The 12073-nt window shown below is 60.3% G+C and carries 11 protein-coding genes; 5 read left to right on the top strand and 6 right to left on the bottom strand.

What is annotated here, in order from left to right:
* Positions 1-50 precede the first annotated feature (50 nt).
* Positions 51-1079 (top strand): LacI family DNA-binding transcriptional regulator, encoded by a 1029-nt coding sequence (locus Q0677_RS12520; RefSeq protein ID WP_298910262.1) that lies wholly within the window; start codon positions 51-53, stop codon positions 1077-1079.
* A gap of 30 nt (positions 1080-1109) precedes the next feature.
* Here the strand turns inward: Q0677_RS12520 and iolG are convergent, their stop codons facing one another.
* From iolG to iolD, 5 genes are read right to left on the bottom strand one after another with little or no spacing between them, the layout of a single operon-like run.
* Positions 1110-2099: an inositol 2-dehydrogenase gene (gene iolG / locus Q0677_RS12525; protein ID WP_298910264.1), complete on the bottom strand. Its 990-nt coding sequence runs from the start codon at positions 2097-2099 to the stop codon at positions 1110-1112.
* A gap of 1 nt (position 2100) precedes the next feature.
* Complete coding sequence (locus tag Q0677_RS12530; RefSeq protein WP_298910266.1) at positions 2101-2931, bottom strand: class II fructose-bisphosphate aldolase; 831 nt, start codon at positions 2929-2931, stop codon at positions 2101-2103.
* Complete coding sequence (locus Q0677_RS12535) at positions 2928-3785, bottom strand: 5-deoxy-glucuronate isomerase (protein ID WP_298910268.1); 858 nt, start codon at positions 3783-3785, stop codon at positions 2928-2930. Before Q0677_RS12535 ends, Q0677_RS12530 begins: the two co-directional genes overlap by 4 nt.
* A 12-nt stretch (positions 3786-3797) precedes the next feature.
* Complete coding sequence (gene iolC / locus Q0677_RS12540) at positions 3798-4772, bottom strand: 5-dehydro-2-deoxygluconokinase (RefSeq protein ID WP_298910270.1); 975 nt, start codon at positions 4770-4772, stop codon at positions 3798-3800.
* The gene (iolD, locus tag Q0677_RS12545; protein ID WP_298910272.1) at positions 4772-6640 is read right to left on the bottom strand and encodes a 3D-(3,5/4)-trihydroxycyclohexane-1,2-dione acylhydrolase (decyclizing); all 1869 of its coding nucleotides are present in this window, start codon (positions 6638-6640) and stop codon (positions 4772-4774) included. Before iolD ends, iolC begins: the two co-directional genes overlap by 1 nt.
* Positions 6641-6762: 122 nt before the next feature.
* Here iolD and Q0677_RS12550 point away from each other — a divergent pair, with 122 nt between their 5' ends.
* The 3 genes from Q0677_RS12550 to Q0677_RS12560 are packed head-to-tail and all read left to right on the top strand — an operon-like array spanning position 6763 to position 9925.
* Complete coding sequence (locus Q0677_RS12550; protein ID WP_298910274.1) at positions 6763-7866, top strand: Gfo/Idh/MocA family oxidoreductase; 1104 nt, start codon at positions 6763-6765, stop codon at positions 7864-7866.
* Between the two features lie 19 nt (positions 7867-7885).
* A complete protein-coding gene (locus Q0677_RS12555; RefSeq protein WP_298910275.1) occupies positions 7886-8779 on the top strand; it encodes a TIM barrel protein in 894 nt (297 codons plus the stop codon).
* A 12-nt stretch (positions 8780-8791) separates the two neighbouring features.
* Positions 8792-9925, top strand: coding sequence for a Gfo/Idh/MocA family oxidoreductase (locus tag Q0677_RS12560; protein ID WP_298910276.1), 1134 nt, complete (start codon positions 8792-8794; stop codon positions 9923-9925).
* 2 nt (positions 9926-9927) lie between these two features.
* Here Q0677_RS12560 and Q0677_RS12565 read toward each other — a convergent pair whose 3' ends face one another.
* Positions 9928-10926 carry a LacI family DNA-binding transcriptional regulator gene (locus Q0677_RS12565; protein ID WP_298910277.1) on the bottom strand — a complete coding sequence of 333 codons (999 nt, stop codon included), beginning with the start codon at positions 10924-10926 and terminating at the stop codon, positions 9928-9930.
* Positions 10927-11113: 187 nt separating this feature from the next.
* On the opposite strand from Q0677_RS12565, the gene Q0677_RS12570 reads away from it, so the two are divergent.
* Positions 11114-12064 (top strand): sugar ABC transporter substrate-binding protein, encoded by a 951-nt coding sequence (locus Q0677_RS12570; protein WP_298910279.1) that lies wholly within the window; start codon positions 11114-11116, stop codon positions 12062-12064.
* Positions 12065-12073 lie beyond the last annotated feature (9 nt).

Raw genomic sequence — 12073 nt, forward strand, 5'->3', positions numbered from 1 at the left:
CAGGCGTCCGGGACTTGATTGCGGTCGAAAACACATCAATAAACCATCAAATGACACATCGCTTTCCCATCAAGGAAATCGCCCGACAGGCCGGGCTTGGAACCGCCACGGTAGATCGTGTGCTGAACAATCGCGCGCATGTCAGCCCCCAGACCCGTGCGCGGGTCGAAGCTGCCGTGGCCGAGTTGGAGGCGCAAGAGCGTCAGCTTTCGGCGCGCGGACGGCGGATGTTTGTCGACGTGGTTGTCGAGGCCCCCCAACGGTTCAGCCGTCAGGTGCGTGCCGCTTGCGAGGCGGCATTGCCAGATTTGACCGAGGCCGTGTATCGCCCGCGGTTCCTGTTGCAAGAGGTCATGGCGGAAGACGAGATTATCGCCGCCCTTGCGCGCATAAAAAAACGCGGGAGCCAGGGGGTTCTGCTGAAGGCACGGGATGTTGAGGCAATTGCAGAAGCCGTGAATGAGCTAGAGGCAGCTGGCATTCCGGTCGTCACACTGGTGACCGATATTCCGCAGTCAGAACGCACGGCTTATGTAGGGATCGACAATGCCAAAGCCGGGTTCACCGCCGCTTATCTGTTGGCTAACCTGCTGAAGGAGCCCACCGGAACGGTCCTGACGTCGCGCAGTCAGGAAGCCTTTCAGGGTGAAGCAGAGAGATTCCGGAGCTTTCGAAAGCAGTTTTTGGCCTTGTGCCCAAGCTACGAAGTTCTGGAGATTTCCGGAGGGGCAGGGCTGACCACCAAGACAAAGCGTCGCTTCGTCGCCGGATTGGAGCAGATGACTTCCGTGGACGCGGTCTATTCCATGGGCGGCGGCAACCGCGCGATCCTTGATGCACTCAAAGACACCGGGCTCGCGCCGGGGCATTTCATCGCCCATGATCTTGATGCGGATAACCTTTCGTTGCTCAAGCAAGGCGACATTGGGTTTGTGTTGCACCATGACCTGCTTCACGACATGCGCCAAGCCTTTCGCGCAATCTCGGCGCGTCACGGGCTATTTCCACCGGCGGAGATGTCCCAGTTGAGCGACGTGCAGATCATCACGCCGTACAATATTCCCGGGCTGGTTGGCTGAAGGCATAGGCGTTGCCTTCAGCCATTTGAGTTAGCGCAGATCGACGGGTGCGCCTTCGGCGAGCGATTGCGCGGCGGCGTCGGCCAGAAGTTGGGCCTGCAACCCGTCGAACAAGTTCGGAGAGGGCGTGTTCCCCGTCGCGATCGCGTCGATGAAATGGCGCATCTCGGCCCGATAGGCGGCTTCATAGCGTTCTAGGAAGAAATGCTGCGCCGGGGCGCGCGTAAAGCCCGATGCGGTTGCCATTTCCACTGTGGTCTCATGCACGTTGTCCGCACGCAGCATGCCACCTGACCCGTGCACTTCGATCCGCTGATCATAGCCATAGCTGGCGCGGCGCGAGTTGGTGATCTGGCAGATCTTGCCACTGGCGGTCGTCAGTGTGACGGCGGCGGTGTCGACGTCACCGGCCTTGCCGATCTCGGGGTCCACAAGTGACGATCCGACGGCGTATACACGCACCAGTTCCTCGCCCAGCAGGAACCGCGCCATATCCAGATCGTGGATCATCATGTCGCGAAACAGCCCGCCAGAGCTTTCAATATAGCTGACCGGGGGCGGAGAGGGGTCGCGCGACTGGATTGTCACGATCTCGACCTCGCCAATCTGTCCTTGGCGCAGACGGGCTTGCAGGTCCGCAAAGTTTGGGTCGAAGCGCCGGTTGAAGGCGGTCAGGAACGGCACGCCTGCGTCTTCCACAACCTTCATGCAGTCGCGGATGCGATCTGACGACAGGTCCACGGGCTTTTCACAGAAGATGGCCTTACCCGCGCGGGCGGCAGCATGGATCAGGTCATAATGCGTGTCCGTCGGGGTACCAATCACCACCGCGTCCACGTCCGCGCTTTCGATCAGGGCCAGTGGCTCCAGCACCTTGGCCCCGGTGCGGTCCGCCAAGGCTTGCGCCGGGTCGGCGAATGCATCCGCCACGGCGGTCACCGAGGTGTCGTCGATCTGGCTAATCGAGCGAGCGTGTACCTGGCCAATCCGGCCACAGCCCAGAAGTCCGATCCGTGTCATCTTAGGCTCCTTTGAACGCTTGTAGTACCCGGCGGGTTGCTGCCATCACCGGGTCGTGGGTTTCTTTCAGGATTTGCACGCGGTCAAACCGCGCTGGGTCGGCATTGACAGCGTCGCGCAGGGCATGTCCGAAGGCCATGCGCAGCTCGGTTCCGATATTGAATTTACAGATTTTTGATCCGCGGGCGAGGGCGGTGCGCTGGTCGACCGGCACGCCGGATCCACCATGGATCACCAACGGTACCTCTGTCACAGCCTCGATCGCGCGGATGCGGTCGATGTCCAGACCGCCTTCCTTGTCCTGTTGCAAATGTACGTTCCCGACTGAGATCGCCATCGCATCCACGCCGCTGTCGCGGGCAAAGGCAGCGGCTTCTTCCGGGTCGGTGCCGGCTGACCCTTCGCCGCCAGAATAGCCGACGAAGCCGATCTCGCCCTCGCAGGACACGCCCGCCGCATGGGCCATTTCGGCAATCGCGGCGGTTTCGTCGATGTTCTGCTGAAGCGGCTTGCGCGACCCGTCGAACATTACCGAGGTAAACCCGCTGTCGATCGCCTCGCGGCATTCATCGAACGTGTACCCGTGGTCCAGATGCGCCACGACCGGAACCGCCGCAGCCTCGGCCAAATGGCGAAACATCTTGCCCAGCACGGGCAGGGGCGTGTGCTCGCGGCAGGACGGACCTGCTTGCAGGATGACCGAGACACCCTCGGCCTCGGCCGCCGCCACATAGGCGCGCATTTCTTCCCAGCCCAGCGTGACCAGACCGGCCACGGCGTAGCCTTCCTTCAGCGCAGGTTGAAGGACATCTTTCAGTGTCACAAGGGTCATTTGAACTTCGCCACCATGTCCATGATGCCGGGAATGGTCTGCAGCTGCGCTTCATGTGTCGGCTGGAAGTACTGCTTCAGCGAGCGCTGGCTGAGACCGCCCAGAATGGTGAAATAGTACATCTGGTAACCCGGCAGAACCGCGCAAGGGTGATAGCCTTTGTCCAAAAGGATCGTCGAGCCATCCATGATGTGATAGGCGTCGCCCGGCTTGTTGTCTTCACGTTGCAACATCTGCACGCCCGAGCCGTAGTCCGGCTTGAAGCGGAAGTTGTAAGTCTCGTCATGGCGGGTTTCGATCATCCCGCCATTGGGGTCGGGACGGTCGGTGTCGTGCTTGTGCGACGGGAAACCGGACCAGCCGCCTTCGCCTACGGTGTAAAGCTCGCTGACCAGAAGACGGCCGACGCGGTCATGGTGGTTCGCGCCAAGGATATGCTTGATCTTGCGGTGGGTCTTGGTGTCGTCCGATCCGTACTGCACGACGTCCAGTTCGGCCTCGCGCACATCGAAGGGCTCTAGCACCTTGTCGTATTTCGCACCGGCGATGAAGGTCTCGGTCGCGTCGGTTTTACAGGTGATACGCACCTTCGCGCCGACCGGCACATAGACACCCTCGGGCTCGCCATCCCAGACGTCTTCGGTGCGGTTGCCAAGGTCCGGATAGAAGGCCCCGTCAACATCCACATCAACTGTGCCGGTGGCGGGCACCACGCAGGTCTCATAGCCGGGCACGGCGTATTCGAAGACCTCGCCCTTCTTTAGCTTGACGATGTTGAAATAGTTCAGCGGGACCAGTGCGTTATCCGCATCAACGATGGGTTTGTTCTGGTTGTCATGAGGCGCAATGTGCATTGGGCTCTCCTTTCATTCCGTTGGGCCGGGGTGCGAGGCCAGAAAGGCCTCAAGCTCGGCGGTTGTGGGCATGGCGTTGGCGCAGCCGGGTTTCGAGACGACGATGGATGCACAGGCCGAGCCGCGCAGGACAGCGTCGCGCAACGAATGCCCCGCGGCGATTGAGGCCAGCAGCCCCGCCATGAAGCTGTCTCCAGCGCCATTGGGTTTGACGGCGGTGACGGGATAAATTCCAGTGCGGATCTCTTGACCGCCGACCAAAGTGATCGCGCCTTCGTGGCCCATCTTGTAGACCACCATGCGCCCTTCGGCGGCCAGCGCACGCGCTTTGTCGAGCCCTTTGTCGATGCCGCCCGCCATGAAGCCGAATTCCTCGTCATTGCCGACGATCAGATCACTTGCTTCGCCTGCGCGCGACAGGACATCTGCCGCGACCTCGGGCGAGGGCCAGCTATAGGGGCGATAGTCGATGTCGAAGATCACCGGCAGCCCCGCCTTTCGGGCATTGTCAAACGCCCGGAAAGTGGCCGAGCGCGAGGGTTCGGCGGCAAAGACGGTGCCTGCGGTGATCAGTGCCGTAAAGGCAAAGTAGTCGACCGCATCCATATCCGATTCGGTGACTTGGAAGTCGGCAGCGCCGTTGCGATAGATAACGTTCTGGAAATCGTCGATGCAGCTTTCATAGACCGCCAGCGATGTGCGGGCCTCGCCACCGACAGCGCGGACGTATCGCGTATCAACGCCGTAGTCCTTTAGGCGGTTCACGCAGAAGCGCCCCACTGCGTCGTCTGAGACGGACGTCACCAGTGCCGCTTTCGCCCCCAGCTTCACAAGCCCCGCGCAGATGTTGGCAGACGAGCCGCCCAGATCAGCGCGGAACGTGGCCGCGTCTTCGCTTTTGGTGCCAATCGGGTCAGCGAACATATCCATGCCCGCACGCCCGAAGACCGCAAAACGATTGCCCTTGATACCTTCGATCAACGCCATCACACGCCTCGACGTTGCTTGGAACGGCTGGCTTCCCAGTCGATATGCGCCGCGCGCACGCTGTCATCTTCGGTAATATGTGGGGTGCCGACTTCCCACCAGGCGTGACCTTCCGTGGTCCAGCCTTCGTAGGGGTCCACATCCATCACGATCACATAGGTTTTTTCGGACGCCTTGGCGCGTTTGAACGCCTCGCCCAATTCAGCGGGGTTGGATACCTTCTCGGCCGTCGCTCCCATGCTGGCCGCATGCGCCACGAAGTCGACGCCAAAGGGCTGTGGAATGGTGGGGCAGTCTTCAAGCAGGTTGTTGAAGCTTTCATTCCCGGTGTTGTTCTGAAGCTTGTTGATGACGGCGAAGCCACCATTGTCCAGCACCATAATGATCATCTTCTTGTCTGACAGGACGCTGGAATAGATGTCCGAGTTCAGCATCATATACGAGCCGTCGCCGCAGAAGGTGATTACGTCCTGTTCGGGTTCCATCTGAGCCTGCGCGATACGGGCGCCCCAGGCACCAGCGATCTCGTAGCCCATGCAAGAGAAGCCGAATTCGACGTCAACGGTGCCAATGTCCAGCGTGCGCCAGTTGGCGGTTACCTCGGCAGGCAGACCACCTGCGGCAGCGACCACACGGTCGCGCTTGTCGCACAATGCGTTCACCACACCGATGGCCTGTGCGTAGGAATTTGGACGGTTCCCATAAGAGACGTTGTCAGCGACGTAATCGTCCCAGCTTTTCCGCTCGGCCTGCGCGAATGCCACCCAATCAGCGGGGGCGCTATAGTCGCTCGCCGCATTCAGGGCTGCAAGGCTCAGCTTTGCGTCGCCTACGACGGGTAGGGACATGTGCTTGCCCGCGTCATGCCGCGCCGCGTTGATCGAGATGAACTGCGCATCCTTGTCAAAGGCGGTCCACGATCCGGTGGTGAAGTCCTGCAGGCGGGTGCCGACGGCGACGATCACGTCTGCTTTCTCGGCAATCGCGTTGGCGCTGTCGGATCCGGTCACGCCAATCGGGCCGATGTTTAGCCGATGATCAGCCAGCATATTAGCGCGTCCAGCAATAGTCTCGACCACGGGGATGTTATGGGTTTCGGCAAATGCCGTCAGCTCGTCTACAGCGCGCGAGTATTGCACGCCGCCACCCGCGATGATCATGGGGCGCTCGGCGCTGGCAAGGGCAGTGATCGCATCGGCGATCTCGGCTGCGTCCGGAGACTGGCGGCGAATGCGATGCACCTTCTTGTCGAAGAACTTGACCGGATAGTCATAGGTCCAGCCCTGCACATCCTGCGGAAGGCCAAGGAAGGCCGGGCCACAATCGGCAGGGTCCAGCAAAGTCGCAATCGCAGCGGGCAGGGACTGGATCACCTGCGCCGGGTGGGTGATGCGATCCCAATAGCGGCTGACCGGTTTGAACGCGTCGTTCACGCCGAAGGTGGGATCATAGAAATTCTCCATCTGCTGCAACACCGGGTCGGGCAGGCGGGTCAGGAACGTGTCGCCACATAGAAGCAGCATAGGCAGGCGGTTGGCATGGGCCAAACCGGCCGCTGTCAGAAGGTTCGCGGTGCCGGGACCGGCGCTTGCCGTGCAGAACATGAAGCGCTGACGCAGCCATGCTTTGGCATAGCCTGCGGCTGCGAATCCCATGCTTTGTTCATTCTGCCCGCGATACAGCGGCAGCTCATCGCGTACGGTGTTCAGGGCTTCACCCAGACAGGTTACATTACCATGTCCGAAGATGCCGAAGCCACCGCCACACAGGCGCATTTCTTCTCCGTCGATCTCAATGAACTGGTTGGAAAGCCAGCGAATAATCGCCTGAGCGGTCGTCAGGCGGATGGTGTCGTCTTGCGCAGACATGTCAGCGTATCTCCCACGGGAAAAAACAGTGCGGTGCCGAATGCGGCTTGCGGGGTTTCGATTCTCAGGATACAGTTTTTGCAACCGGTTGCAAATTGTTTTCAAACGAAAGGGGCATCCACGTGACTCAGATCGGCATTGGCATCCTTGGTGGCGGTTATATGGGTAAGGCCCATGCGGTGGCCATGTCTGCTGTTGGCGCGGTGTTCGGAACCGCGTTGCGCCCGCGCTTGGAAATGGTCTGCGCGTCGTCCCCGGAAAGCGCCGAGCGCTACCGAGCGGCCTATGGATTCGCCCGCGCAACCGACGACTGGCGCGCCTTGGTTGAGGATGACGCGGTCGGCGCGATTGTCATCGCCACTCCACAAGAAACTCACCGTCAAATCGCCGAGGCCGCCTTTGCTTTGGGTAAACCAGTTTTCTGCGAAAAGCCCTTGGGGGCATCGCTCGACGACAGTGCGGCCATGGTCGCCGCAGCCGAGGCTTCGGGTGTGACGAACATGGTTGGGTTCAACTATATCCGCACCCCAGCTAGCCAATACGCGCGCGCCCTGATCGCAGCCGGAGAAATCGGGGACATCACGTGGTTTCGTGGTGAGCACACGGAAGACTTCTATGCCGACCCGCAGACCCCGGCCAGCTGGCGCACCAGCGGGATGGCAAACGGGACGATGGGGGACCTTGCGCCCCACATGGTGAACGCGGCGCTGGCCTTGTTGGGGCCGATTGCCAAGGTGATCGCCGAGGTTGAAACCGTTCACAGTGACAGGCCGGGCGGGCGCGTCACCAATGACGATCACGCCCAGATGATGTGCCGTTTTGAAAACGGCGCGATGGGGCAGATGTATTTCAGCCGCATCGCGACCGGGCGCAAGATGGGCTATGCTTATGAAATCACCGGCACCAAAGGCGCGATCCGCTTTGATCAGGAAGATCAGAATGCGCTGTGGTTGTACCGGATGGACGATCCCGAGCCCGAGCGTGGCTTTCGCAAGATCCTGACCGGCCCCGCCCATCCTGACTATGAGCCTTTCTGTCAGGGGCCGGGGCATGGCACCGGGTATCAGGACCAAATCATTATCGAGGCACGAGACTTCCTGCGGGCCATCGAAACCGGCGCGGATGTGTGGCCCACCTTCCGCGACGGGCATGAAGTAAACCGGGTGATTGCGGCGGGGCTTGCCTCGTCCGACAGTCAATCCTGGAAAGATATCAACGACTTCTGAGCATCGGAGACACTAAAAGATGAGCATCAGAATTGGCAATGCACCCTGTTCCTGGGGTGTTGAATTTGCGGATGATCCACGCAACCCGACCTGGCGATCCGTCCTGAAGGACTGTGCCGAGGCGGGCTATAAGGGCATCGAATTGGGCCCTGTTGGCTTCATGCCCGAAGACCCGGCAGAGTTGGGCGAGGCTTTGGCCGAACACGATCTGGAATTGATCGGTGGCGTTGTGTTCCGTGCCTATCACGACCCTGACGCATGGGACGACGTGTTGGACGCGACGCACCGCACGGCGCGTGCGTTGAAGGCACATGGCGCACAGCATCTTGTGCTGATCGACTCGATCTCGCCCCGTCGCGCTCCGACTGCTGGTCGCGCTACTGAAGCCGAGCAGATGAACAAGGCCGAGTGGGTGGCCTATCGCGACCGGATCGCGGAAAGCGCCCGGATCGGGGCCGAAGAATATGGTCTGACCGTTGGCATCCACGCGCACGCTGCGGGCTTTATGGATTTCGAGCCGGAGCTTGAGCGTCTGCTGAACGAGGTCGACGAAAACCTTCTGAAGATCTGCTTTGACACCGGCCACCACTCCTATGCCGGGTTTGATCCCGTGGCGTTCATGAAGCGCCATGTCGGGCGGATTTCCTATATGCATTTCAAGGACATCGACCCGAAGGTGAAAGCCGATGTGATCGAGAAACGCACCGGGTTCTATGACGCGTGCGGGCAGGGGATCTTCTGCAATCTGGGTGAAGGCGACGTAGACTTCCCCGCTGTGCGTCAGGTGCTGTTGGACGCAGGTTTTGAAGGTTGGTGCACGGTCGAACAAGACTGTGACCCAACGCTTGATCCGGATCCGGTGGGCGATGCCCGAAAGAACCGTGAATATCTGGAATCCATCGGCTTCAAGTAAGGAGGGACCACCATGACGAAACTGAAGTGGGGCATGATCGGTGGCGGCGAAGGCAGCCAAATCGGTCCGGCGCACCGCCTTGGCGCCCTTGCAGACGGTCGCTTTGAATTCACCGCAGGTGCTTTGGATCACCGTCCTGATGTGGGCCGCGAATACGCGCAGCGGTTGGGCATCGCGGCGGACCGTGCTTATGGCAACTGGGAAGAGATGCTGGCGGGCGAAAAAGATCGCGATGATCGGATCGATCTGGTCACGGTCGCCACGCCGAACGCGACGCATTTCGAGATCACCAAGAACTTTCTTGAAGCTGGCTTTAACGTGCTGTGTGAAAAGCCGATGACCATGACGGTTGAAGAGGGTGAAGAGATCGTGAAGATCGCCGAGAAGTCGGGGAAGATCTGCGCGGTGAACTACTGCTACTCGGCCTATCCGATGGTGCGACAGGCCCGTGCAATGGTGCGTGCGGGCGAGATCGGCAAGATCCGTCTGGTCGTCACCAGCTTCAGCCATGGGCATCACGGCGATGCAACGGACGCGGACAATCCGCGCGTGCGTTGGCGCTATGACCCTGAAATGGCTGGGGTTTCAGGGCAGTTCGCCGATTGCGGTATCCACGCCCTGCACATGGCGAGCTTCATTTGCGATGACGAGGTGCAGCGCCTTTCGGCCGACTTTGCCTCGACCATTCCGTCGCGGGTTCTGGAAGATGACGCGATGGTCAATTTCCGTATGGAAGGCGGCACTGTCGGGCGGCTTTGGACCTCGTCAGTGGCCATCGGTCGCCAGCACGGGTTCGACATTCAGGTGTTTGGGGAAACTGGCGGGCTTCGCTGGGCGTCCGAGCAACCCAACCAGTTGGTCTATACCCCGGTTGGTGGACGTACCCAGATTATAGAGAAGGGTGAAGGCGGGCTGCATGAAGATGCGCAGCGCCTAAGCCGCGTGGCCATCGCCCATCCCGAGGGTTTCCCGCTTGCTGTCGCTAACATTTATTGCGATCTGGCCGATGCCATTTCAGGCGCAGATCGCGATGGGTTGCCCAATGCGGCTGATGGCGTACGGTCGATGGCGGCGGTTCACACGGCGGTGGCGTCGGCCAAGGATGGGGGGGCTTGGATGGACGCTCGCCCGCCGATGTTCCGATAATCCTACGGGGCGGGGCGCAACGTGCCCCGCTCGACCACCGAACAGGGGAAGATCCGGGCCTCGGGATAGCGGTCTGGTTCGTTCAGCATCGCGACCATCAGCTCGATGGACGAGGTCACGATCTGCCGGATCGGCTGGTGGATCGTGGTCAGGTCAATGTTTTCCCACCGCGCCATTTCCATATCGTTCAGGCCAATGATGCCAATGTCTTCGGGAACGCGCAGATTGCTGTCCTCGATGGCGGACAAAGCGCCGATCGATAGCACGTCATCGCCGCAGAAGTAGGCCTGCGCGGGGGAGGCGTCGATCAGTCTGAGCATCTCTTTCCGTCCGGCGTCGAAGGAATATGCCTCGGCGAAAGAATATGTGGTCTGGATGTCGGGGTGCTTGGTCATCTCGGACATGAACCCGGTAAAGCGGTCCTGAGTCGACGTCGCATCCTCTGGCCCGCCCATGAAGGCCATATGGGTGTAACCGCGTGCGATCAGGGTCTGCGCGGCCATGCGTCCGCATTCCACGTTGTCGATGCCGACCACATGGACTTGCGGAGCCGAAGAGTACCGGCCAAAGCTGTGCACGACCGGAACGCCCGCGTCGCGGAAGGCCTTTGCAAAGCCCGGTGGTAGTGTGGATGAGGCTACAACGACGCCATCGACAGAATACTGACGCAGCATCCGCACAGAGGCTTCGGGATCTGTTTCGTCGGTCAGGTTGACCAGAAGGGGGCGTAGGCCGCGGTCCTGCAGGCCGCGGGTGAACAGGTCAAACACCTCGAGGAAGATCGGGTTGTGAAAGTTGTTCGAGACAAGGCCGATCAGCTTTGTGCGTCCCGTGGTCAGAGATGAGGCCAAGGCGTTTGGGCTGTAGCCAAGCTCGCGCGCGGCCTTTTCGACCTTGCGCCGCATCTTGTCCGAGACCGAGGCGCCATCGGTGAAGGTGCGCGACACGGCAGAGCGGGATACGCCTGCGCGTTCTGCAACCTCTTTCAACGTAACGGCCATGCTGTGTTTGCCTTCTTAACTTGCCTCTGCGATCCTTTTAACGGGTTTCTGCGATCCCTGCAGTATGAAAAGCACCTAAGCATTTTGCAACCGGTTGCAAAAATGATCGAGATGTGGTTTATTTGAGTCGGAGAGGCGGAGAAGACCGCTCTCGCACCGTGAAAAGGTGAATTTTTGGGAGGAAATTATGACTTCACTTACGAAGAAACTCGCGCTTGCAGCTGCCGTGGCTGCTGCGCCGTTGATGGCGGCAACCACCGCTTCGGCCGAGGGTGAGAAGTACATCCTTGTCAGTCACGCGCCCGATAGCGACAGCTGGTGGAACACCATCAAGAACGGTATCGCGCTTGCTGGCGAACAGATGGGCGTCGAGGTTGAGTACCGCAACCCGCCGACTGGCGATCTGGCCGACATGGCTCGTATCATCGAACAGGCAGCTGCGTCTGGCCCCAACGGTATTATCACCACCCTGTCGGACTATGACGTGCTGTCTGGCCCGATCAAGGCCGCCGTGGACAGCGGTGTGGACGTGATCATCATGAACTCGGGCACGCCTGATCAGGCGCGCGAAGTTGGCGCGCTGATGTATGTCGGTCAGCCGGAATATGATGCGGGTTATGCCGCTGGCTTGCGCGCCAAGGGCGACGGTGTTGGCTCATTCCTCTGCGTGAACCACTACATCTCGTCTCCGTCCTCGACTGAACGTTGCCAGGGCTTCGCAGACGGTTTGGGTGTCGATCTGGGGAACCAGATGATCGACTCGGGTCAGGACCCGGCCGAAATCAAAAACCGCGTTCTGGCTTATCTGTCGGCCAACCCCAACACCGACGCCGTGCTGACGCTGGGCCCGACATCGGCTGACCCGACCCTGCTGGCTCTGGACGAGAACGGCATGGCCGGTGATATCTATTTCGGCACGTTCGACCTTGGCGAAGAGATCGTCAAAGGCATCAAAGGCGGTGTGATCAACTGGGGTATCGACCAGCAACCCTTCCTGCAGGCCTATCTGCCGGTTGTGGTCCTGACCAATTACCACCGCTATGGCGTATTGCCGGGCAACAACATCAACTCCGGCCCCGGTTTCGTGACTGCAGACGGCCTGGAAAAGGTTGAGATGTTCGCAGGCGAATACCGCTGATATTCTCCC

The organism is uncultured Aliiroseovarius sp., from assembly GCF_947492455.1.
GTDB lineage: Bacteria > Pseudomonadota > Alphaproteobacteria > Rhodobacterales > Rhodobacteraceae > Aliiroseovarius.